The sequence below is a fragment of the Nocardia sp. NPDC051981 genome (assembly GCF_040680715.1).
Taxonomy (GTDB): Bacteria; Actinomycetota; Actinomycetes; order Mycobacteriales; family Mycobacteriaceae; genus Nocardia.
Genome location: NZ_JBFAXK010000003.1, coordinates 36599 through 61025 on the forward strand (window position 1 = coordinate 36599; position 24427 = coordinate 61025).

The window sequence follows — 24427 nt, forward strand, 5'->3', positions numbered from 1 at the left end:
CTTCGCGTGCCGGAACGGCACTGCCTTTCATGCATGAATGGCGCGAACCGAACGGGCTCGCGCCATCCAACTTGGAGACGGTCGTCTCACTCCTCGTCTGGTGCATCGGGGAAGGCCTGCTGCGTGTAACCACCACGCAGCGTGCCGCCGATGTACTCCGCCTTGCAGGCACGACGGGCGATCTTGCCGCTGGAGGTACGCGGGATCGAACCGGCCGGAACGAGGAGGATGTCACGCGCGGTGACACCGTGCCGGGACGAAATGGCCGCGCGGACCGCATCCGCGATGGGCCCCGGGTCGGCCTTACCCGCGCCCGGTCCGCGCTCGGCCACGATGACCAGCTGCTCGCTGGCGTCGTCGGCGTCGTACTTCAGGCCCGAATGGCTGTCCTGCGCAAAGACTTCGGCGGGCAGCTGGTTGGCGGGCACCGCGAAGGCGGCGACGAAACCGGGGCGCAGCATGGTCGAGGCCTCCTGGGCGGAGTACTCGAGATCCTGCGGGTAGTGGTTGCGGCCGTCCACGATGACCAGGTCCTTGACGCGGCCGGTGATGTAGAGCTCGCCGTCCACGTAGACGCCGTAGTCACCGGTGCGCAGCCAGATGCCGTCGGCCGGCACGCCCTCCGCGTGGCTGCCCTCGGACAGTCGATGCGCGAGCTGGTTGCGGAAGGTCTTCTGGGTCTCCTCGGCGCGGCCCCAGTAGCCGATGCCGATGTTGTTGCCGTGCAGCCAGATCTCGCCGACCTGCCCGTCGGGCAGCTCACGCGCGCCCTCGGGCGATTCGATGGAGTCGCCGTCCACGATGGTCGCCCACTGCGACAGCGCGATGTAACCGCAGGACACCTGGGCGATGGAGTTCTCCGCGCCCTGCTCGACCTTCTTCACGCGACCGGCATTGAGCTCGAGCCGGTCCACGTAGATGACCTTGGCCTCGTCCTCGTGCCGGGTGGCCGACACGAACAGGGTGGCCTCGGCCATGCCGTAGCACGGCTTGATGGCGGTCTTGGGCAGGCCGTACGGGGCGAACGCCTCGTTGAACTTCTTCATCGAGGTGGTGGTCACCGGCTCGGAGCCGTTGATCAGGCCGAGCACGTTCGACAGGTCCAGCGACTCGCCCGGCTTGGGCAGGCCGCGCACGGCGGCGTGCTCGAAGGCGAAGTTCGGTGCGGCGGCGAAGGTTCCGGCGCCGTCGGACACCGCGGCCAGTTCGTTGATCCAGCGCGAGGGCCGGCGCACGAACGAGGCCGGGGACATGATGGTGATGTACTTGCCGCCCACGGCGGGCAGGATCACCGTCAGCAGACCCATGTCGTGGTACAGCGGCAGCCAGGTCACGCCGCGCGAATTCTCGTTCAGATCAAGCGCGTTCACCATCTGCAGCACATTGGTGCCGACACCGCGGTGGGTGATCTCGACACCGGCGGGCACCCGGGTGGAGCCGGAGGTGTACTGCAGGTAGGCGATGTCGTCGACCACGATGTCGGGGCGGATCCAGGACTCCCCGACGCTGTCGGGAATCGCGTCGACGGCGATGATGCGCGGGCGCTGGGCCGCGGGCAGCGACCGGAAGAACTGGCGGACACCGGCGGCGGAGGAGCTCGCCGTCAGGATCGCAGAGGGCGTGCAGTCACCGAGGACCGCGTGCAGGCGATCGGTGTGGCCCGGCTCGTCCGGATCGAACAGCGGCACGGAGATGGTGCCCGCGTAGATGGCGGCGAAGAAGGAGATGACGTAATCCAGGCCCTGCGGAGCCAGGATCGCGACCCGATCGCCCCGCTTGGTCACCTGCTGCAGTCGGGCGGCCACCGCGCGCAGCCGCGTACCGAACTGACTCCAAGTGAGGTCCTGGTACTCACCGTCGCGCTCGCGTGAGTAGTCGATGTAGCGGTAGGCCAAGTCATTGGCGTCGTTACCGTGAGTGTGCTTCTCGACGTAGTCGACGAGGGTGCGTCCCTCGGGAATCGTGATGTTCCCCGTTTCGTCGAGGTAATCGTCGAAAGTCTCGTCCATTCCTTCTTCTCCTCCGAGGCACACGCGGCATGAGACGGCATGCATTGCCGCTGTTACCTGTGAGGCCCCGACTCTTTTCGCCCGCGGGAGCTCCATGCGAGAGCCAACCTGCAGAATTGTGTTGCGGTCTGCGCGGTGACCGTCTAATGGCTAGATGTTCTCAAACCAGGGACATGTTACAGAGGAGCCGCCCGGCCATGCTTCGGAGCGGCCGAACATCTCCCAGCTCACACCTCTGGACTAGTGCTTCACCGGCGCGAATGCCTCCAAATGGGTGGGGAGCGCCCCACATAGGACACAACTAGGACTGGATGTGAGTTGCCGCACGCACCGGGTCTCGGCAGTGTCGCAACCCGGAGCACTTTACCGGGTGACCCCGAAACTGGGGGGGCTGTGTCTATTTGCCCTCCGCTGCGCTCCGGGCGGGCTCGCGGCCAAAGGCGCAGGTCTATGGAGCCGGTACCTCGGTCTTCCCTCCTCCGCTCCTCCGCTTCGCTCCCCCGCTCGGTCAGTCCAGACCGAGGCGGGCCACGAACAGCCTGGTGATCCGGGAAACCGGGGGGGACGGAAGCCGCGTTGTGAGCTCTACTCCGACTGGCATGGCTCGGAACCGGTCACTTGTAAGGGTGGCCGCCTTCACATAGGGAAGGCCGAGGGAACGCTTACGTATGTGCAGGGTGCGGAGCGTTTTCGATGAGGCCCGACGCCCAGTTCACCGTCCACTCGGTGGCGGTGGTGCCGTTGTCGTCCACCTGGTAGCCGTTGTAGAGGCTGTGCACCGGATTGCCCGCGGCGCGGACCAGGATGTTCAGGCTGCCGAGGATATTGTTCGGGCTCAGCGCCTGACGAGGGGAATCACAGATCAAATCGCCTGCGGCACAGATGGTGAAGGTGCGGCCGGTGAGCTTGCCGTAGCCGCCGCGCGGTCCGGTCATCGTGATACCGGGGACGTTCAGGCCCTTGAGCGCCACCTCCGCGCCCACTCCGGGCGGGGTCGGGCCGATCTCGATGGCCTCGCTCGGATCGCCGACATCGCGGCGGCCGTCGGCGATGGTGGTCACGCCCAGCACCAGGTCCTCGGCCACCGGGCCCTTGCCCGCGCCGATCTGCGCGGCGATGTCACCGACGATCACCGCGCCCTGCGAGAAACCCGCCAGAACGTAAGTGGTGAGCGGACATTGGGCGGCGGTCTGCGCGAGCTTGTCGGTGGCCCGCTTGGCGCCCTCGGAACGGCTGTTGTTGTAGGAGGACTGCCCGTCCGGCGGAATGGCGACCGGATTGGAGAACTGCGCGACGTACGGGACGGTGTAGACCTCGACCCGCTCATCGGGGAACTTGGCCCGGATCGGGTTGGAGATGTTCAGCATCAGCGACGCCGGGTTCGCGGCCGGGCTGTAGGGGTCGTCGTGACTGTTCGACTCCCAGGTGCCCGGCACGGACAGCATGAGCACGTCCGGGCAGGTGGCCGGCTGCGAACTCGGACGGGGCGGGGCCGGCGGCTTGGGACCGGGCAGCCGCAACCGCCCGGCCAGCAGGTACCACAGCACCAGCGCCACCACGACCACGATCACGATCGCGGCGATGGCGAGCAGCAGGCAACCCACCGGTCGCGACGGGGTTTGTCCGATTCGGCGTCGCATCGTCACTTGTTGCAGTAGCTCTTCGAGGCGACGTCGTAGTAGATCTTGCCCGCCTGCTCGACCGTCATCTTGGACGGATCGAAGGACGGATCGGAACCGGCGATCGCGGTCACGTAGGTGATGATCTGATCCTGCGGGGCGTTCTCCGACTTACCCTGGCACACCAGATTGGCCGCGGTGACGGCGATGTCCGGGGAACCCGGGGTGATACCGGCCTTCTTCAGGTCGTCGAGGAAGCTCTTCTCCTTGTCCGACAGCGCCGGGGAGCCGTTCGGGGTGGTGATGAACTGGCTCGGCACCGGCGCCGGGCGCTCGGCCGTGGAGCTGGGGGTCCCGGCATCAGGCGCGGCCTGCGGAGCCTGCTGATCCGTGGACGGCGCGGCGTCGCCCGGGGTGGCGGGCGCGGCGGCCGTGGTCTTGGTCGTGGTGAGCGTGGGCGTGCTCTTGGCGGTCGAGTCGTTGCTACCGCAGGCGGCGAGCAGTCCAGCGGCGGCGATGGCGGCCACCACGCCGAATACCTTTCCACGGGTACCGTGCATCAATTTGCTTCCTATATCTGTCCAGGGGCAAGAGGTCGCCCCCAGGCTAGCCGCAACCCGGGACGGAGTCCCGGGCCACAACGGAACCACATCCACTTCTTAGGGCCGATTAGGGCTGTTCGGCCGGAAAATCTCAGTTGGGACGGACCTCCGGACCCAGCGCCGGGATGGGCGCGGGCTGCGCGGGATCGGCAGGTGGGGGCTCGGGCGCCGGGGCCGGGGCCGGGGCGGGCACCGGGGCTGGAGCCGCGGCAGGTGCGGGTGCTGGAGCAGGCGCGGGGGTCGCGGGCGGAGCCGGCGCGGCAGGGACGGCCGGGGCAGCGGGGGCGGCGGCCGGGGTCGCCGGCACGGGGACCGGAGCCTCGGGAGCGCGGGCCGGCGGCACGAGCTGCGGCAGGGCCGGCAGCGGGAGTGCGGGCTGCGGGGCGGCGGCTGGCTGCTGGGCGGCCGGGACCGGCTTGGGCTGCTCGGCGCCGGGGATGACGATCGGGCGGCCGTCGAGGGTGGCGGCGGCGGCCCGGCCGTCGCGGATGGTGATGGTGCCGCCCTGGAAGGTCTGCTGGGTGCCGCCCGGGGCCGGGCTCTCGTCGGAGATCGGGTAGCCGAGCGGTCCGTTCTCGAATCCGGTTGCGCCCCAGGCGTCCATGATCGGACCGGTCCGCACACCCCAGGCGCCCGAGAGCGGGCTCCAGTAGATATTGCCGCCCTCGAAGCCGGACCAGCGGCCGAAGTCGCGCACCGGCTGCTCACCCGAGGTCGGGAATCCGTAAGGGCTGTTCTCGAATCCGAGCTGCGCGTACTTGCCCAGGATCAGGCCCTGCACCAGGTGCGCGCCGGTCCTGGCGCTGAAGTACATGGGCCCGTTCTCGAAACCCTGTACCGCGCCGTCCTTCTGGGGCGTCCGGGCCTCCTGGCCGGTGGGGTACCCGGCCGGGCCGCGCTCGTAGCCCTGCCTGGCCCATTCGTCGAGGATGGCCCCGCGCACCGCCTGCGCACCGGTCTGCGGGGTCCAGTAGATCGATCCGTGCTGGAACGGCTGCAGTCGGCCGCGGCCGTCGGGCAGGCCGCCCTCGCCCGCGATCGGGAAGCCCAGAGCGCTTGCCGCCGTGCCCAGTCCGCCGTAGCTGCCGCCGATCGCACCCGCGACCGGCTGGGCGCCGGTGGCCGGCGAGAAGAACACCTTGCCGCCGCGGAAGTCCTGGGCCACGCCGCCGGGCAGCGGGTACTCCGCGGTGAGGCAGTCACCGAGCCAGGAGTTGCCCTGTGCCACCGGCGCGATCGCGCCACCGGTCCTGCAGTCGACGGGGGTCGCGTCCACGCCCAGCGCGGTGGCCGCCTGCGGCCAGGCCTGGCGCATCTCGAAATCCCAGTACGGCCAGGTGTGGGTGCCGGACTGGCGGTAGTTCACCGAGACGGGGATGTTCAGCTTGTTGAGCTTGGCCACGAAGTTCTGGGTGCTCAGCCGGGACAGCACCTCGAGGCCCAGGCCCGCGTAATTGCTTGTGATGCCCGGAATGTCGGAGAGCGGGTCGCTCGTGCCCGCGACGCCGTTGCCGCTGGAGACGTAGAGGGCCACGCCCCTGAGCTTGTCGGCCAGCTCGTAGGGGTCGTGTTCCTTCCAGGCCGGGCTGCCCGGCGGGCCGAACATCTTCGCCGAGTCGAAGCCGCCCGCGTCGTGCATGGCGAAATCGACCGCCTGCGGCATGCCGAGCGAGGTCAGGGTGAGGAAGCCGGAGTAGGAGGCGGCCGAGCGCACCCAGCCGGGATTGCGGGCGGCCAGCATCATGGCCGCGGTGCCGCCCATCGAGAGTCCCTCCACCGCACGCGCATCGGTAGCGCGGAACTGGCTCTCCAGCAACGGCGGGAGCTCCTTCACCAGGAAGGTCTCCCACTGATAGTTGTGGCCGTTGTCGGGGGCCAGCCAGTCGGCGTAGAAGCTGGACTGCCCGCCGACCGGCAGCACCACCAGGGCATTCTTGTCGGCGTAGAAGCCGGCCGCGCCCGCGTCCTTGGTCCAGCCGTTCTCGTCGTCGGTGGCCCGCAGACCGTCGAGCATGTAGACGACGGGGAACCTGGCGTCCGGCTTGGCGTTCCAGTCACGCGGCAGCAGCAACTGGACTTCGACGGGTGCGCCGGTGGCCGGCGAATTCACCCACAGGGCGACCCGGCGGTCGTCGAGCCACGACGTCTTCTGGATGAACGCCGCGGGAGCCGCGGGCGCATCCGGTGCGGCGCTCGCCGGTCCGCACTGCGCGAAAGTGCCCGCGGCCAGCGGAAACAGCGCCGCTCCGGCGCATGCCATCCAGCGCACGCGCCGCCTGCTTTTGATCCCACGGACAACTCTAGCCACACAAGTGTTGTACCTCCGCAAGCCCGCCAGTCCCGGCAGGACACACGGAAACGGACCTTTCCACAGCAAACGTCCAGTTGCGACCCGCCTCCCCGCATCTTCAGCGCACAGCCGAGAGCCGTCGACGTTCCGCACGCGTGCCGGCAGTCGCGTGGCAAACCGATTTCGGGCGTACCCCCGGAGTTACTCCGACCGCCACGAAATCAGCTGCCGCGTTGGCATACGTCCGGAATCAGACCCCCAGTGCGGCGAGGATGTCGGGGCGGGCGGTGGCCAGCTGGTCCTGCCAGTAGGGCCATGAGTGGGTGCCCGCGACCTGGAGGTTGTAGTGGGCGCCGATACCGAGCTGGGTCATCCGGCCCACGAACGAGAGGGTGTTCACCATCGACAGGGCCTCCAGCGCTACGGCATTCGCGGTGTTGAAGATGCCGACGGGGGAGTCCGGGTGGTCGTGCGGGCCGAGCACGCCCCAGGACGCGGAGATGAACATGGGCAGGTTGCGGAGCTGCGGTGCGAAGACGAACGGGTCCATGCGCAGCCACTGCGGGCTCCACGGCCAGGCCATCGAATCCACATTGAAACGGCCGGCGTCGAGCATGGCGATGCGGATGGCCTCGCGCATGCCGGGCGCGGAGATGTTCAGGTAGCCCGAGAACGAGGAGGCGTGCTTGAACTGGTCGCGGTGATATGCGGCCAGCGCCAGTGCCGCCGACCCGCCCATGGACAGTCCGGCCACCGCATTGTTGGTCCGGGAGACGCCGTAGCCCTCGAGGAAGGCGGGCAGCTCGTCGGTCAGGAAGGTCTCCCACCGGTAGGTGAACTTCTGCCCGTTGGTGTTCGAGGGCGATCGCCAGTCGGTATAGAAGCTGGACTGCCCGCCGACCGGCATCACCAGGGTGACATTGTCATTGGCGAATTGCTGCAGGGCATTGGTCTCGAAGCTCCAGGCATTGGAGTCGTCGCGGGCGCGCAGGCCGTCGAGCAGGTACAGCGCCGCGTCGCCGCCGTGCGCGGCCCACTGCACCTGCACCTTGATCGGGCCCATGCTGGAGGGCACCATCAGCTCCTCGAAGCCGCCCTCGCGGGCGCGGTGCTGTGGATGCGCGGGCATGGCGAGGGCGGGCGCCGCCAGCGCCGGGAGCGCCAGCACGGCCGCGACGACCGCGAGGGCGCGCCGCCAGCCGCGTCTGACGCGGGCGCGTGCGGACATCCGAATCGAACCGTGCTGCGGGCATGACGAAGCGCCCTGTACTGCCATAGAGATCGATCTCCTGAACCGCAGGGGGAACCACACCGACGTGACGGGAGTCACGGACAACGGTGCACTCTACCGCCGACCCGGAGGTATTCGGAGGGTATCCGGTTCAGCTGGCGTGTATCTCGGCCCGGCCGTCGTGGAAAACGATGGTGCCGTGCTGGAAAGCCTGCTGCGCTCCGCCCGGTATGGGCGTTTCATCGGAGGTGGGAAAGCCGAGTGCGCCAGCGGGTCCCGCCGCGCCCGCGTACGCGCCGCCGATCATGCCGCCCACCGGATGCGCACCGGTGGCCGCCGACCACACCACCCGCCCGCCCCGGAAGTCCTGCGCCGCACCACCGGCCACCGGATACTCCGCGGTCAGGCAGTCGCCCAGCCACGACTTCGCCAGCGCCACAGGCGCAATCGCGCCCGCGGCGGCGCAGTCCGGCTTGGTCGCCTCCACGCCCAGCGCGGCCGCCGCCTGCGGCCAGGACTGCCGCATCTCGAAATCCCAGTACGGCCAGGAATGCGTGCCGGAGGGCCGGTAGTTCACCTGCACCGGAATGCTGAGCTTGTCCAGCTTGGCCACGAACTGCTGAGAAGAGAAGCGCGACAACACTTCCAGCGCCATGCCGACCCAGTTGGTGCTCACGCCCGGAACCCCGGCCGGAATGTCGTGGATGCCCGCCAGGCCGCTGCCGCTGGACACATACAGGCTGAGGCCCTTCAATTTTTCCGCGAGCGCGTAGGGATCGTGCGATTCCCATTCCGCGTCGGTGGCCGGGCCGTACATGGCGTCGGCGTTGTAGCCGCCCGCGTCGCGCATGGCGTACGCGATCGCCTGCGGCATACCGAGACTCGTCAGCGTGAGGAAGCCGGAGAAGGAGGCGGCGTAGCGCACGAATCCGGGATTGCGGGACGCCAGCGCCATGGACGCGGTGCCGCCCATGGAGAGCCCGGTCAGGCCGCGCACATTCGTGGTGCGCCAGTCGCGGTCCAGCAGCGGCGGCAGCTCCCTGGTGAGGAAGGATTCCCACTTGTAGGTCTTGCCGTTGTCGGGCTGCTTCCAATCGGAATAGAAGCTGGCCGCGCCGCCGACGGGTAGCACAACGGTGATGTTCTTGTCGGCGTAGAAACCTTCCGCCCCAGCATCTTTGGTCCACCCACTCTGATCGTCGCCCGCTCGCAGACCGTCGAGCAGGTAGAGCACGGGAAATTTGCTGTCCGGCTTGGCTTTCCAGTCTCTGGCCAGAAGCAGTTGCACCTGGATCTGGGTGCCCATGGCTGGGGAATCCACCCACAGGGCGACGCGTCTGTCGCTCAGCCACACCACATTTCGAATATCGGGCTTGGTGGGTTTCGCGGGTTCACCCGCGGGTGGAGCGCCCCCAGGTTCCGCGAATGCCGTTGCGCCCCAACCGGCAACCCCACCCGTCAGCAAGGCTGTCGTGGCTACCGCGAGCGCGACCAGCCCTCTGCGGCCGCCGCTCCCCCATCTACCAATTGCCACAGCTGTCACAGTAGGTTTCTACCGCGTCGCGGCGAATGATGGGGAGGCATAAAAGAACCGGCCACCCTGTCGGATGGCCGGTTCATTCGTTCACGCTATCGCCCGGGGCGAGCAGCGGTCGTTCCTACTAGGCGAGACCCAGCGCGCTCAGCATCTGCGGGCGGGCCTTCACCAGCTCGTCGTGCCAGTAGCGCCACTTGTGGGTACCGGTCGCGGTGAAGTCGAACTGGGCCGGAATGTTGATCTGCCCCAGCCGCGCCTGGAAGGCACGGGTGTTCACGCTCGCCAGCGCCTCCAGCGCGATGGCGTTACCGGTGTTGAAAACGTCTGCGGCGGAACCGACGCCGTCGTACGGGCCGGGGATGCCGTTACCGGACGAGATGTACATCGGCAGACCCTTGAGCTGCGGCGCGAACACGAACGGGTCCATGCGCAGCCAGGCCGGGCTCCACGGCGCGGCCATCGAGTCGACATTGAAGCGGCCGGCGTCCAGCATGGCCAGGCGGATGGCCTCGCGCATGCCCGGCGCGGACAGGTTCAGGTAGCCCGACATCGAGGTGGCCTGCTTGAACATGTCGCGGTGGTAGGCGGCCATCATGAGGGCGGCCGAACCACCCATGGACAGCCCCGCGATGGCGGTGTTGTTGCGCGAAACACCGTAGCCGGAAAGGAAATCGGGGAGCTCCCTGGTCAGGAAGGTCTCCCACTTGTAGGTGTACTTCTGACCGTTGGTGTTGGACGGCGACACCCAGTCGGCGTAGAAGCTGGACTGACCGCCGACCGGCATGATGACGTTCACGTCGTCGTTCGCGAAGATGCCGGGCGCGTCGCCCTCATCGGCATTGGCCCACGCATTGCGATCATCGCGGGCGCGCATGCCGTCGAGCATGTAGACCGCGGAGCTGCCACCGTTCTTGGCCCACTGCACCTGGACCTTGATCGGGCCCATGCTGGACGGCACCATCAGCTCTTCGAAGCTGCCCGGAATACCGCGGTGCATCGGGCCGAACGCCGGGGCGGCCGAGGCGATGGACGGGACGGCCAGGGAGGCGGTCGGGACCGCGAGTGCCGCCGCGGTGACGGTGGCCGCGACAAGCCGTGTGCGCCAAGCACTCTGCGCACGGCGTCGCGACGAAACTCCTCCCGGCACGGCAGACCTGCCGAAACGCATGGATATTGCTCCTTCTCTACCGCAGCACTGCGCTGCTGCGGTGTCTTAAGTTGTCAATCGCGTACCCCCGGCATGACAAAGCCATGCGCGGACATGCGCAATCACCGCTCACAGCGAATCCCGACACTTCCCTGTGAGTGAAGCGCTACCACGGGTTGGTCACACTTGCTCGCTGGAGGGTATTCGACGCTCCGAGCGGTTGGCAAGGCCACGCTAATGAGTGGCTGGTTCAGTGAATCAACTCAGTCACTGTCGCATACGACCGTAATGGTGCGGTGACCATATCGCGAATCCCTCGTGATGTCGCGGCAACGTGCAAATCCCTTACGCCGCAAGGAAGCTTGGGGGTTTCACTCAGCCGAGGTTGGCGCTCAGGTCCGGCAGCATCTTGTAGACCTGATCCGACCAGTAGGGCCACGCGTGCACACCCTCGGCGGTGTAGTCGAACACCGCATTGCTGGGGCCCAGGGAGTCCATGCGCGCCTGGAACGCGCGAGTATTCGTAAGCGCTATGGATTCCAGACCCATCCCAACCGTCACGTTGTACGCGTCCAGCGGGGTTTGCACGACATCCCGCGGACCCGGAACACCGCTGCCGCTGGAGATCCACATCCTGGTGCCGTTGTCCCGCAACATCGGCGCGATTTCGAAAGGATCGTTGCGTAGCCACAATTCGCTCCAGGGCGGCCCCCACATGTCGTCGATGTTGAAGCCGCCCGCGTCCAGCAGCGCCGCCCGCAGCGCCTCCCGCATCCCCGGGCCCGAAATGTTCAAATAGCCGGAATACGATCCGGCATAACGGAACTGATCCGGATGGTAGGCCGCCAGCACCAGCGCCGCACTGCCGCCCATGGACAACCCGAACACCCCGTTCCCACGCGGATTGAAGCCCAGCCGGGCGGCCAGCGCTCGGCGCAGGTCCCGGGTCAGGAAGGTCTCCCAGGCATACGGCACGGTCTGGCCATTGGTATCGGACGGGGCCACCCAATCCGAATAGAAGCTGGACTGGCCGCCCACCGGCATCACCACATTGATGTTCCACGCGGTGAGCGCCCGCTCGATATCGGTGTTGATCTCCCAGCCGGAAAGGTCGTTGCGGGCGCGCAATCCGTCCAGCGCGTACACCACGCGGCGGGTATTGCCGTCATGGGCGCGGAAGATGCGTGACTTGATCGGCCCCATGTCGGAATCGACCCAGAAGTCGTAACCGCCCGGATCGAATGACGCATGCGCAGGCGCCATCCCCCCGATTGTCCCAGCCAGCGGGACCGTCACCGCCACAGCCAAAACCACCAAAACCGCCCGGACCGAACCGGCCATTGACCGCTGCACCCACTCGCGTACCCGAACAGACCGCATCGACTCGCCTTTCACGAGCGTGGTCTCCGATGACCACATCCGAAATGCAGAAGCTGTTGTCGCAGGATCTTTCTTAGGCGCATAGTCGGAGCCGCCAGGCGGCGAAACACCGCTCGCGACCAAACCGTGATGGATCACCGGCTCGGTGCGAAACACACGACGGCCGCCGTCCGCGAGGACGGCGGCCGCTTCCGGGAGTCGGGTCTATCCGATGTGCGCGGACATATCCGGGATCATTCGATAGGCGTCGTCCTGCCAATTCGTCCAGGCGTGCAGCCCGGTGGCCGGAAAGTCCCAGACAATGTTCTGCGCGCCCAGGGAGAGCATGCGGACCTGGAAGGCGCGAGTATTGGCCAGCGCCAAGGTTTCCAGCGGCGCGCCGCGGATCAGCCGGTCGGCCGCCACGCCGAGCGGGATGTTCAGATCGTCGGGCCTGGGCGTGCCACTGCCGGCGGAGATCCACAGCCGGGTGTTGTTGGCGATCAGGGTGGGCGCGAAGACGAACGGGTCCATGCGCAGCCACTGCGGCCCCCACGGCGGGGCCATGGAGTCCACGTTATAGCCGCCCGCGTCGAGCATGGCGGACCGGATCGCCTCGCGCATACCGGGTGCCGAGATGTTCAGGTAGCCGGAGTACGAACCGGCGTAGCTGAAGAAGTCGGGGTGGTACGCGGCCAGGGTGAGTGCGGCGCTGCCGCCCATGGACAACCCGAACACGCCGTTGCGATACGGGTTGAAGCCCAGGCGGTTCTGCAGCTCCCAGCGCAGGTGGTTGGTGAGGAAGTCCTCCCAGGCGTAGCGGTAGCTCTTGCCCGGGCCGCCGCCCATGGACTCGGTGACGCCCGACCCGGTGCCGTAAGCCGCGGATCCGGTGCCCGGCGTGGCGCCGAAGAACGAGCTCGGCGCATCCCAGTCGGCGTAGAAGCTGGACTCGCCGCCGACCGGCATCACCACATTGATGTTCTGGTCCGCCATCACCTCGGCGATATTGGTGTTGATCTCCCAGCCGCTCAGATCCTGCTGGGCACGCATCCCGTCCAGGACGTAGGCGACGCGCTGGGTATTGCCGTCGCGAGCGCGCAGGACGCGGGTCTTGATCGGGCCCATGACCGGGGAATCGACCCAGAAATCGAAGATGGCCGGGTCGAAAGCCGCGGTGGCCGGTGGCGATTCGGTCACCGCCATCAGGGGAACCAGCAGGGCGGCAGCGGCGACGCCCAATACCTTCCGTGTGAAGCCTCGAACCCGCATCGACCCAGCCCTTCTCGATTTGAGCAGAACATTGATCACGCAGAACAGATCTTCGGTACAACCTGAGTATCGGATGCCCGACTGGGCGTGTCCCGTGCGGTCGCTGCGGCGAGTCGCGAATCGATCATCAACGATTCGGTACCGCGCGCTCAACGATCCAGAGCCATGCGCAGGCCTCCCAGCCATTTCCGCTGCGTATCCCTGGCGATCCAGGAGAGGGTGTCGAGACATGCGAAAAGCCCCCGCCCGAGAGCAGGGCGGGGGCTTTCTGCGGCGTGGAGGGCTTGTCAGCCGATATTGGCCGAGAGATCCGGCAGCATCCGGTAGACCTCGGCGTTCCAGTTGTTCCAGTTGTGGACACCGGTCGACGGGAAGTCGTAGGTGACGTTGCCGGCGCCCAGGGACGCCATCCGAGCCTGGAAGGCACGGGTATTCGCCAGCGCCAGAGCCTCGAGCGGCATGCCCTGGATCACCGACATCACGCCCGAGACATCACCCGCGCCGGGAATCGCGCTCGCGGCCGAGATCCACAGGCGAGTGTTGTTGTCCTTCAGGCGCGGCGCGAAGACGAACGGGTCCATGTGCAGCCACTGCGGGCCCCACGGCGGAGCCATGGAGTCGACGTTGTAGCCGCCGGCGTCGATCATGGCCAGGCGGATGGCCTCACGCATGCCGGGCGCGGAGATGTTCAGGTAGCCGGAGTACGAGCCCGCGAAGCTGAACTGATCCGGGTGGTAGGCGGCCAGGGTCAGCGCGCCGGAACCACCCATGGAGAGACCGAAGACGCCATTGCGGGTGCGGCTGAAGCCGAGCCGGCTCTGCAGCGCGCTGGGCAGGTCCTGGGACAGGAAGGTCTCCCAGGTGTAGCGGTAGCTCTTGCCGGGGCCGCCGCCCAGGATCTGGAAGGCGCCCGAGCCCGACGACGAGCCCGAGGCCGAGCCGGAGCCCAGTTTGGAGGAGCCGGAGGACGAGCCGGCGCCGTCACCCACGCCGAGCACGCTGCTGGGCGCGTTCCAGTCGGCGTAGAAGCTGGACTGGCCGCCGATCGGCATCACGACATTGATGTTCGCCGCGGTCAGCGCGTGCGCGATGTCGGTGTTGATCTCCCAGCCGCTCAGGTCCTGCTGGGCGCGCATGCCGTCGAGGGCATAGACGACGCGGGAGGTATTGCCGTCGGCCGCGCGGAAGACGCGCGACTTGACCGGGCCCATGGACGCCGAGTCGACGTAGAAGTCGAAACCGTCGGGGTCCAGTGCCGCGTTCGCTGTGCCGACGCCGACCGCCGACACCCCGAACGGCAGTGCAATCGCCAGCGCCAATCCGACCACGGAATTCTTGAGCCAACCGCGGGATCTGTGACGTCTATCGCCTCGCATTTATTTGTCCGGCCTTTCCGGTCGTTCGGTCTCACCGTGTGCTCGTAACCACGTTTGAGGTCTCGGCGACCCTATCGCGCCGGGGCCGTCGAGACGTTATCGGATCGTGACAAAAGTGACGAGCGCCACTGTCAGTGAGGAATGTGGCGCACATCAGCGCCAGCGTGCGACTCGAGAGTCGAATTCCGCCCCCACAGACTCATGCGCATCAACTATCACTCCAAATTGCGCGAACCACATTGCGAGACTTCAGCATCCCCGATAACGCAAGGTGAATATCGAAGGCGCGCTGCGACTCTCGAAACTCTCGGAGAATTCACCGCCCATCAGCCCGGCTCACCCGATGTTCGCGGACAGGTCCGGGAGCATCCGATTCAGCTCGGCTTCCCAGTTGTGCCAGTTGTGCACGCCGACGGCCGGGAAGTCGTACACGACATTGCCGCCACCCAGTGCCGCCCAGCGGGCCTGGAAGGCCTTGGTGCCAACCAGTGATACCGCCTCGATGCCCATGGCCTGGATGACCGTGGCATTGATGTCGGAGGCCGAGCCCGGCAGGCCGCTGCCCGCCGAGAGGAACAGGTGGGTGCCGTTGGCCTTCAGCTTGGGCGCGAACTGGAAGGGATCCAGGTGCTGCCACTTGGGGTCCTTGGACCCCGCCAGCGCGTCGACGTTGTAGCCGCCCGCCTCGATCATGGCCACCCGGACGGCGTCGCGCATGCCCGGCAGCGACAGGTCCAGCGCGCCGGACATCGAACCGGCGTAGGAGAATTGGTTCGGGTGGAAGGCCGCCATCATCAGCGCGGAACCGCCACTCATGGACAGGCCGAAGATGCCGTTGCGAGTCGCGCTGAAGCCCAGGCGATCCCGCAGCGCGTTGGGCAGATCGGTGGTGAGGAAGGTTTCCCACCTGTAGGTGTAGGACTTGCCGGGACCGCCGGAAAGTGCCTCGGTGGCACCGGATCCGGATTGCACGGAGGCGGTGCCCGCCGGCACGCCGAGGAAGGTGCTCGGCGAGTTCCAATCGGCATACCAGCTGGATTGGCCGCCGACCGGCATGACGACATTGATATTGGCGGCCGTCAGCGCGTGGGCGACATCGGTATTGATCTCCCAGCCGTTGTCGTCCTCGCGCGCGCGTTCACCGTCCAGCGCGTAGACCACCCGGTTGGTATTGCCGTCTGCCGCACGGAATACGCGTGACTTGATCGGGCCCATGCTGGAGTCGACGTAGAAGTCCATCCCGTCCGGACTGAACGCTGCCCGCGCGGCGGGCGCGCTCAGGACCGACACCCCCATCGGCACCATGGTCGCCAATGCCAAGGCCAGCACCGACTTCCGCAACCAGCTCCGCGCCCCACCCTGAACCGTCACGCCCCGCATATTCGGCCTTCCGTCCGTGCGCCCCGGGCCTCACTGTCCACCCGCCCGAGTTCGTATTGCGACAACCATTGCCGCACAGCGGGTTTCTGCTCGGCGCCGGGAGTACTCGCGGAGCTTATCGCGAAACCCGCGCCGGGGAATTACCAAATCGAGATAGCTAACCACAACTCACGCCCCGAACGTGATGTTTCGGTCAAACCCCCTCACGGACAAGCGAAGACCCCGCATCCGGACAGGATGCGGGGCCTTTTCACACGTGCAGCGCGCGGATCACCTCGGCGGCGCGGGTGGCGCCGGCTGGGTCGGATCCTCCAGATGGCAGCGCTGGATCTCGTACTTCGGCACCCGGTCGATGCGGTACTTGGCGAAGTCGAACGCCTGCATCAGGTTGTGCCGCCAGCGGTCGAAGGTCAGCGGCGCCCGCGAGGAGGCCAGCATCGCCTGAGTATCCGGGCAGGACAGCGCCGTTCGGGCCTGGTCGCTCCACTTCTCGTCCAGGAACCACGGCATCCACGGGTGCCGGTCCACCATGCCGGTGTCCACGACCACCCAGTCGGGGTAGAGGTTCTTGTCGTGCCCGATGCGGCCGTCGGTGAGCCGATCGGTATGCGAGGCAAGCGGATACGCCAGACCCATCTGGTCGATGACACGCACGTCCAGTGGGACGTTCATGCTGGTCATACCCAGATTCAAGAAGAAGACCACGTGCTCGCCATTGCCCTCCGGCACCGGCGCGGGCACCAGGTACCAGTTCATGAACGAGGGCGAGTTGAGCAGCAGCGCACCGTCCGGCGAGTTGGCGATGTCCCGGACCATGGCGCGCATGCGCGGATAGTCCAGGTAGTCCTCGGCGCGGATCGGGTGGTCGTGCCCGGTATTGAGCACGTAGTAGATGCGCTCGTCCACAATGCCGTTGGCGCGGATCTTGGTCCCGGTGGTGATGGCGGTGGTGTTCGCCGCGAACAGCGCCCAGCCCGCCGTGCCCACGAAGGCCGCCGCCACCAGTACGAAAGCCCATTCCAGGCCGCGCATTCCGGACTCACCCCGGCCGAAGCCCCACGCGGGCCGCAGCGGCAGCACCGACACCGGCAGGAGCAGCAGGAACAGCTGCGGCAGCAGCATGCGGCCGTGCATGAAGTCGCCGCCGACGCGAACCTCGTAGACGGTGAGCAGTACACCGCTGCCGACCATGAGCGTCACGATCGCGGCGGGGGTGCGCAGCCACGCGCTGAAACGGTGAATCCGCGCGCGCCAGTTCTTGTCTCCGGCGCCGGCGGTCGCGTCCGCGGCGGCCGGATGCTCGGCCCGGTGCTGCCGGACCAGCACGATCGCGGCGATCGCCAGCACCAGCAGCGGCAGCCACAACCAGTAGGGACCCACCAGGTCCCACATGTATATGACGCCCTGGTGCCACTTCGCGCCACCGGCGTCCTTGGCCACGGCGGTATTCGGATAGGGCAGGCCGTAGTAGCCCATCCGCCAGATCTGGTATCCCAGCGGCACCAGGCCGGCCACCGCCACCACCAGGCAGCGGAAAACCCAGGGCCGCAGCCGGGTTTGCGGCACCGGCGCGCAGAACAGGATCAGCAGCGCCAGGCCGCCGACCACCGTCATCTCCGGCCGCACCAGCGGCGCCAGCCCGGCGAAGAACACCAGGCCGAAAAAGCCTGCGGGACGCACCCGTTCGGCTCGAGTCCAGCGAATCAGCCCCCACCACAGCACCGCCAGCCAGAAGATGACCAGGCAGTTCTCCAGTCCGGAGGTCGCGTAGTCACGGGCCGGGGGCAGCGCGATGTAGACCAGCGCGCCCGCGGGCACCAGCAGCGCGGACCGGGTGCCGCCCCACAGCCGGGCCGCGCCCAGCATGGCGAACACCATGGCCAGCACCGAGAGTGTGAGCGTGATGCCGAGCACCACGTACTCCAGCCGCATGTGCGTGAGCCAGCTGAAGAACCAGACGACGTAGGTCCAGGCCGCGCTGGTATTGGTCTCGACGCGTTCGCCCGCATTGAAGACCGGACCGTTGCCCGCCATCAGGTTTCGCACCGTGCGCAGGACGATCAGGCCGTCGTCGGCGATCCAGCGCCGCTGCCACGCGCCGGCCGCGAACAGGGTCGCGGTCAGCACGATCCCACCGATGAACGTGGCGCGGGATAGTCGCGAGAAGCGTGCGGAGGCATCCGCACGCCGACGGGCGCGACCGACCGGCAATTGTGCCGTCGGCGCGCCCGTCTCTCGCTCTTCTCCCTCTACCACGTCAGGTGAGATAGACAGCGACACCCAGGGCTCCGATCAAGGCGACTGCGAGGAACTGGAGGACACGGTCCCCCAGGGCGATCTCTTCCGGCTCACCCGCTTCGCCGCCGTCGACGTCCACCGCGTACCGCATGATGGCGATGACGAACGGAATCATGGAGATGGCGAACCAGATGGTGTCCTTGGCACGATCCTGCTCGAACGCCCACAGACCGTAGAACACGACGACCGCGGTGGCCGACAGGGTCCAGACGAAACGCAGGTAAGTCGGCGTGTAGTACTCCAGCGACTTCCGGATCTTGGCGCCGGTGTCGAGCGCGATCTTCAGCTCGGCGTAGCGCTTTCCGGCCGCCATGAACAGCGAGCCGAACGCCATGATCAGCAGGAACCACTGGGACAGATGGATATCCGAGGAGACGCCACCGGCGACCGCGCGCAGCAGGAAGCCCGAGGACACGATGCAGATGTCCAGCACCGCCTGGTGCTTGAGACCGAAGCAGTAGGCCAGCTGGATGCCGATGTACACCGCCATCACCACGGCCAGATGCCAGTTCGCGGTGAAGGACAACAGGATCGAGCCGAGCAGCAGCACCGCCGACAGCCCGTAGGCCAGGTTCACCGGCACCACGCCGGCCGCGATGGGCCGGAAACGCTTGGTCGGGTGCGCCCGGTCGGCCTCCACGTCGAGCGCGTCGTTGACCAGGTAGATGCCCGAGGCGGCCATGCAGAACACCACGAAGGCGATGGCGACGTGCCCGAGCACCGACAGGTCGGTGATCACGAGGGTGCCGCCGGCGGTCTTCCCGGCGGCCAGCGGCGCGGCGAGCACCAGCACGTTCTTGATCCACTGCCGGGGGCGCATGGCCTTGATCAAGCCGCCGCCCAACGTCTTCGGCGGTCCCTTGATGACCGCCTCTGCCAGGTCGGTGGTGGTCGGCTCTTCGCTCATGTCAACGGTGGCTCTTTCCTGGGCTGTCACTTGGCGAGTCTCTTTTCGGCGGCGAGCACGGCTGCGGCTGATGCTGCGCCCAGCGCGGAACCCGCGAGCACGTCGGAGGGGTAATGCACGCCGAGGACGACCCGGGAGAGCAGCATCGGCGGGACGAGCACCGCAGGCAAGGGTAGCCCGGTGAGCCTGCCCAGCAACACAGCCGCCGCCGTGGTGGAGGTGGCGTGCGAGGACGGGAAGCTGAGCTTCGACGGCGTCGACACGTTGACCTGCACGGACGGATCGTGCGGGCGGGGCCGGCGGACGATGCGCTTGATGACCACCGAGGCCGCGTGCGCGCCGAACGCGCCGACGGCCACGCCCGCCCACTGGCGGCGGCGCGGCTTGTCCAGCAGCGCTCCGGCGGCGGCGATGCCCAGCCAGCCCAGCGAGTGCTCACCGAAATGCGACATACCGCGCGCGGCCTTGACGACCGCCGGGTTCTGCCCGATGGTGCCCTGCACCAGGTTGATGATCTTGACCTCGGCCGGGGACGCGACCGGGGCCGCCGGCGCGTCCGGGACCACGTGCAGGCCACGGTCCGGGCCGGAAGCAGTGTGAGCAGCGGTCATTTGGGTTCGTTTCCTGATTCAGTATCGATACCGAAGACGTTCTCCCACGCGGCCTTGCTGGTGAGCTGCGCGTGCGCGCGACGGTACTGCTCGCGCACCTCCGGGAAGCGCTCGGCCAGCTCCTTGCGCAGGCGCATCGCTTCCTTGAACAGCTCCATGGCCTTTCGCGGATCCCGCTTACGGTAGACGACGCCGCGGCCGTCGGCGGTGGTAACGGTGACACCGTCCACCTGAGAGAGCAGGAACCAGCGCGCGTCCAGCGTCGGCACGTTCAGCTGCGGGGTCTCATGGTGCTTCGGGTTGGCCTTGCGGAAGTTGTGCAGCACGCCCTTGCCGAGCCGGGCCACCTTGGCGATCGGATTGCCCGGCTCGCCGACCGCGCCCACCTCGGCGTGCGAGGCCAGCGGCAGTTCGGTGGAGGACGGCACGATCACCGCGTCCGGGTACTCCTTGCGCATGGCGTGCACCTTGCCCAGCGCGGTCGGCAGCAGCTCGAACAGCTTGTCCGGTCCGGCCAGGTAGTCGCGGATCGCCTCGTTCTGGATGGCGACCGTCGAATACTCCAGGCACAGCAGGTGTTTCAGCGTGGCCTTGACGGTGTTGACCACCATCGGCCGGCCGTCGTTGGGCAGGTGCAGCGACGCCACCACCAGGCGGTTGCGCAGGTGGAAGTAGGCCTGCCAGTCGATGGCGTCGTCCTTGTCGGACCAGGCCATGTGCCACACCGCCGCACCCGGCAGGGTGACGGTCGGGTAGCCGTGTTCGCGTGCGCGCAAACCGTATTCGACGTCGTCCCACTTGAGGAACAGCGGCAGCGGCTGTCCGATCTCCTCGGCCACCTGCCGCGGGATGACGCAGGTCCACCAGCCGTTGAAGTCGACGTCGATGCGCCGGTGCAGCAGCTTGGAGTTGTCGCGGTCGCGCAGCGGGTGCTTGGAGAAGTCGTGGTCGTATTCGACGGTCGCGGGCGCGGTCCACATGAAGATGGAGCGGTCCACGATCTCACCCATGGTGTGCAGGTGCGAACGCTCCTGCAGGTTGAGCATCTGGCCACCGGTCAGGATGGGCGACTTGGCGAATCGCGAGAAGGCCAGCGCGCGCAGGATGCAGTCCGGCTCGATCTCGATGTCGTCGTCCATGTAGACGATGTATTCGGCGTCGGTGGTCTCGAGCGCCTCGTACATGACCCGGCTGTATCCGCCGGAACCGCCCAGGTTGGGCTGGTCGTGGATGGCTAGCCGGCCGGCCAGGCGGGCCGCGGCCTCGGTGAAGCCGGGCTCGTCGACCACCTTGCGAGTGCCCTGGTCGGGAATGATGACGGCCTTGATCTTCTCCAGCACCAGCGGGTCGGAGCCGAGGGCGGTCAGGGTTTTCACCGCGTCGGTGGGGCGGTTGAAGGTCGGCATGCCGACGGCGATGCTGCCCTCACCCGGCGCCTCGATCGGCGCGTACCAACCGCCGCTGCGCATTTCGACATGGCTGTCGGTGGTGATGTCGAACCAGATCCAGCCGCCGTCCTCGAACGGGCCCAGATCCACCTCGAACTCCACGAAGGCGGCGGCCGCCGCGCCCTCACCGGGCGTGCTGAACTCGTTGCCCTGCACGTGGATTCGCGAACCGTCGGCCTTGGAGCGGTAGACGTCCACGCGACCGTGGCCGGACAGCTCCAGCTTCAGCACCACCGACTTCAGCACGCTCCAGCGCCGCCAGTAGCTGGCCGGGACCGCGTTGAAGTAGGTGCAGAAGGAGACCTCCGACTCCGCGCCGATGGCCAGCGCGGTGCGCGTAATGGCATGCGCGCGACGGGAATTGGTCTCGGATTCCTCGAGGTACAGCTTGCGCACGTCCAGCGGTTCACCCGGGCGGGGCAGGATGATGCGCTGGAGCAGGGATACGGCGCGAGTCTCGGTGGTCATATCTTCCCGCGTGAGTTGGGCGGTCATTCGGCGACATCCACCAGCGGGGCACCGGATTCCAGGTGCGGGCGCAGCACATTGTCGAACATGCTGAGCGCGGCGCCGATGGCCATGTGCATGTCCAGGTACTGGTAGGTACCCAGGCGGCCACCGAACAGCACCTTGGCCTCGGCGGTCTCGGTCTTGGCGCGCTCCCGGTAGGCCAGCAGCTTGGCGCGGTCGTCGGGGGTGTTGATCGGGTAGTACGGTTCGTCGCCGGTCTGGGCGAAGCGCGAGAACTCGCGCATGATGACCGTCTTGTCGGTCGGGTAGTCGCGCTCGGGGTGGAAGTGGCGCGGCTCGATGATGCGGGTGAACGGGACGTCCGCGTCGTTGTAGTTCATGACCGGGATGCCCTGGAAGTCACCGGTTTCGAGCACCTCGGTCTCGAAATCGATGGTGCGCCAGCCGAGTTCGCCTTCGCTGTAATCGAAGTAGTGGTCCAGCGGGCCGGTGTAGACGACCGGGGCGTCCGGGTTCTGGGCGCGGACCTCGTCGCGCACGTCGAACCAGTCGGTGTTCAGGCGCACCTCGATGTTCGGGTGCTCGGCCATCTTCGACAGCCACGCGGTGTAGCCGTCCTTGGGCAGACCCTCGTAGGTGTCGTTGAAGTAGCGGTTGTCGAAGGTGTAGCGGACCGGCAGCCGGGTGATGATGCTCGACGGCAGTTCCTTGGGATCGGTCTGCCACTGCTTGGCCGTGTAGTCGCGGATGAACGCCTCGTAGAGCGGGCGGCCGATCAGCGAGATGCCCTTCTCCTCGAGGTTGGTCACGTCCTTGCTGTCGATCTCCGCCGACTGCTCGGCGATGAGCGCCCGCGCCTCGTCCGGGGTGTAGTAGCGGCCGAAGAACTGCGAGATCATGCCCAGCCCCATGGGCAGCGGGTACGCCTGGCCCTTGTGCAGTCCGAACACCCGGTGCTGGTAGTTGGTGAACTCGGTGAACTCGTTGACGTAGTCCCACACCCGCTTGTTGGAGGTGTGGAAGAGGTGCGCCCCGTACTTGTGGATCTCGATGCCGGTTTCCGGGTCGGCTTCCGAGTAGGCGTTGCCGCCCAGGTGATAGCGACGTTCCACTACCAATACACGCTTGCCCAGCAGCTTGGCGGTGCGTTCTGCGATGGTCAGCCCGAAGAAGCCGGAGCCGACGACGATGAGATCGAACGGGGATGCGACGGTCACGGGTGCCCAGACTACCGGGAGCACCCGGGGGCGCGCTGAGGCTACGTCGCGCTGGGCCGACAGGGCCGGTGCGGGGCGGATGCCACGGTGTTGCGGGGACCGGCGAGCCGAGTCCGCGCGGGCGGACCGACGCGTGTCGTAGGTCATCCCAGCGATTGGGAAAGGTCGCAAGGATTTTGCGCAGAGTTCACCAAAGCGGAGACAGGGCAGTCACGGGACCTGTATTACATATCCGCTCGAAACTAAACATCCGACCAGTTTGTTGCCGTGTGCTAGCGCGGCCGTGCCGTTCGCTCGACCCGGAAGACCACATACATGCGCATCGCTCGCTTCGCCCCACTCGTGGGCGCGCTATCGATCACCGCCGTGCTGAGCACGGCCGCCCTGATCCCGGGTGCGGCCCCCGCCCGCGCCGACCAGGGCGACACCCTCGCCACTGCCGAAATCGCCGATGCCGGTGACGTCTGCGGCAGGACCGCGGCCACCTTCGACGACGTCATCACCGCGGCCGCCACCGCCATCCGCACGGTGGTCCCCGCCGAGCAGCAGGCCGCATACGACCGGTCGGTCGATGATTTCCGGCAGAACATCGCTTCGATCCACGTACACCGCAACGGTTTGCCACTGGGCCCGGACGAGGTAAACGACCGCACCCAGTTCCTCGACGACCCGATCGTCACCTACATCGTCAACAACCTCGACGCCATCAAGACCGGGCGGCTGCACCAGACCATCGCGGTCTCGCAGCTGAAGGTGCGCGATGTGGTCGAGGTGTTCATCCTCGCCACCCGGATCGTGAAGATTCCGGCGCAGTTCGCCTCCAGCCTGGTGCCGACCGTGGGCTTCGTGCTCAAGCCCATCGTGGGCGCCATGTTCAACGGCGTGAAGTCGCTGGCACGCGCGGTGCAGTCGCAGCTGTCGGTCGGCTGCGGAGCCAATGGTGTCTACCAGAAGCTGCAACTCGATCTGCCCGATGAGCACGTGGACGTGCCGCAGCCGCTGATCGACCTGGCCAACCAGCTCGTCAAGGCCGACGGCAGCTGCACTCCGCTGGCCGAGCTGAAGACCTCCGAACTGGTCGAGCGCACCCGCAACTTCCTCACCACCGCCGCCGGGCTGCCCGTCGACCCGGCCGCCGTGAACGCCAATGCCGATGCGCTGCAAGGCTTCCTGCAGAGCAACCGGGTCGCTGACGTGATGATGCTGCGCCGTACCGAGCAGCTCGGGCCGATCGTGGACGCGCTGGACTACGGCCCGCTCACCTTCCTGGCCAACCTGGGCTTCGACATCTACGAGGGCCACGCCGTCGACACCGTGCCCCTGGCGGATGTGAAGGTGGAGAACATCTTCGCGCTCATCACCTTCGCGCTCGACACCACGAGCCTGCTGCTCACCGTCGGCAATACGATCGCCGGATTCACCGGCGTGGCCTCGACCATCACGACTCCGCTGGGCATCGCCCAGACCATCGCCTTCGCGCCCGCCACCTACGGTGCGCCGATCCTGCGCGGTGTCATGCAGTCCATGTGCGCGGCCTGATCCACCGACAGCACGAACAGCCGTCCGGCCGAAAGACCGTGCGGCTGTTCGCTCTCCGAGTCGGTCGCCGGGTACGCCGGCACACGCCAGCGCGTCGGCTGACCGTCCGCATTC

15 protein-coding genes and 2 pseudogenes are annotated in these 24427 nt (G+C 67.3%); 1 reads left to right on the top strand and 16 read right to left on the bottom strand.

Translation table 11 applies throughout. The features are described 5' to 3' along the window. Positions 1-86: 86 nt before the first annotated feature. From fadD32 to glf, 16 genes and pseudogenes are all read right to left on the bottom strand, one after another. Positions 87-2009, bottom strand: a complete 1923-nt coding sequence (fadD32, locus tag AB0L60_RS07255) for a long-chain-fatty-acid--AMP ligase FadD32 (RefSeq protein ID WP_364608692.1) — start codon at positions 2007-2009, stop codon at positions 87-89. Between the two features lie 662 nt (positions 2010-2671). Further along, positions 2672-3649 (bottom strand): cutinase family protein, encoded by a 978-nt coding sequence (locus tag AB0L60_RS07260; RefSeq protein WP_364608695.1) that lies wholly within the window; start codon positions 3647-3649, stop codon positions 2672-2674. A gap of 2 nt (positions 3650-3651) precedes the next feature. After that, positions 3652-4188, bottom strand: a complete 537-nt coding sequence (locus AB0L60_RS07265; protein ID WP_364608698.1) for a DUF732 domain-containing protein — start codon at positions 4186-4188, stop codon at positions 3652-3654. Between the two features lie 514 nt (positions 4189-4702). Next, positions 4703-6490, bottom strand: a pseudogene (locus tag AB0L60_RS07270) (alpha/beta hydrolase-fold protein); the annotation flags it as partial. Between the two features lie 280 nt (positions 6491-6770). After that, positions 6771-7748 carry an alpha/beta hydrolase family protein gene (locus tag AB0L60_RS07275; protein WP_364608701.1) on the bottom strand — a complete coding sequence of 326 codons (978 nt, stop codon included), beginning with the start codon at positions 7746-7748 and terminating at the stop codon, positions 6771-6773. Between the two features lie 193 nt (positions 7749-7941). After that, positions 7942-9294 (bottom strand): annotated as a pseudogene (locus AB0L60_RS07280) (alpha/beta hydrolase-fold protein); the annotation flags it as partial. 118 nt (positions 9295-9412) lie between these two features. Continuing rightward, on the bottom strand, positions 9413-10456 hold the full coding sequence (locus AB0L60_RS07285) for an alpha/beta hydrolase family protein (RefSeq protein WP_354851060.1): 1044 nt from the start codon (positions 10454-10456) through the stop codon (positions 9413-9415). A gap of 354 nt (positions 10457-10810) precedes the next feature. Further along, positions 10811-11776, bottom strand: a complete 966-nt coding sequence (locus tag AB0L60_RS07290; RefSeq protein WP_364609684.1) for an alpha/beta hydrolase family protein — start codon at positions 11774-11776, stop codon at positions 10811-10813. A 243-nt stretch (positions 11777-12019) separates the two neighbouring features. Further along, positions 12020-13000 carry an alpha/beta hydrolase family protein gene (locus tag AB0L60_RS07295; protein ID WP_364609687.1) on the bottom strand — a complete coding sequence of 327 codons (981 nt, stop codon included), beginning with the start codon at positions 12998-13000 and terminating at the stop codon, positions 12020-12022. A 353-nt stretch (positions 13001-13353) separates the two neighbouring features. Then, entirely contained in the window at positions 13354-14442 is a 1089-nt protein-coding gene (locus AB0L60_RS07300) for an alpha/beta hydrolase family protein (protein ID WP_364608705.1), read from the bottom strand. 336 nt (positions 14443-14778) lie between these two features. Continuing rightward, entirely contained in the window at positions 14779-15813 is a 1035-nt protein-coding gene (locus AB0L60_RS07305; protein WP_364608708.1) for an alpha/beta hydrolase family protein, read from the bottom strand. Between the two features lie 279 nt (positions 15814-16092). Continuing rightward, positions 16093-18033 carry a flagellar motor control protein ZomB gene (gene zomB, locus AB0L60_RS07310; RefSeq protein WP_364609690.1) on the bottom strand — a complete coding sequence of 647 codons (1941 nt, stop codon included), beginning with the start codon at positions 18031-18033 and terminating at the stop codon, positions 16093-16095. 46 nt (positions 18034-18079) lie between these two features. After that, a complete protein-coding gene (locus tag AB0L60_RS07315) occupies positions 18080-19027 on the bottom strand; it encodes a decaprenyl-phosphate phosphoribosyltransferase (protein ID WP_354851072.1) in 948 nt (315 codons plus the stop codon). Between the two features lie 26 nt (positions 19028-19053). Further along, complete coding sequence (locus tag AB0L60_RS07320; RefSeq protein WP_356996231.1) at positions 19054-19638, bottom strand: phosphatase PAP2 family protein; 585 nt, start codon at positions 19636-19638, stop codon at positions 19054-19056. Then, positions 19635-21581, bottom strand: coding sequence for a glycosyltransferase (locus AB0L60_RS07325; protein ID WP_364608713.1), 1947 nt, complete (start codon positions 21579-21581; stop codon positions 19635-19637). The genes AB0L60_RS07320 and AB0L60_RS07325 overlap by 4 nt, the downstream gene beginning before the upstream one ends. Then, positions 21578-22774, bottom strand: a complete 1197-nt coding sequence (glf, locus tag AB0L60_RS07330) for a UDP-galactopyranose mutase (protein WP_364608716.1) — start codon at positions 22772-22774, stop codon at positions 21578-21580. Before glf ends, AB0L60_RS07325 begins: the two co-directional genes overlap by 4 nt. Before the next feature lie 315 nt (positions 22775-23089). Between glf and AB0L60_RS07335 the strand changes: the two genes are divergently transcribed. Next, positions 23090-24313, top strand: a complete 1224-nt coding sequence (locus tag AB0L60_RS07335; protein ID WP_364608719.1) for a hypothetical protein — start codon at positions 23090-23092, stop codon at positions 24311-24313. The last annotated feature ends 114 nt before the right edge of the window (positions 24314-24427 follow it).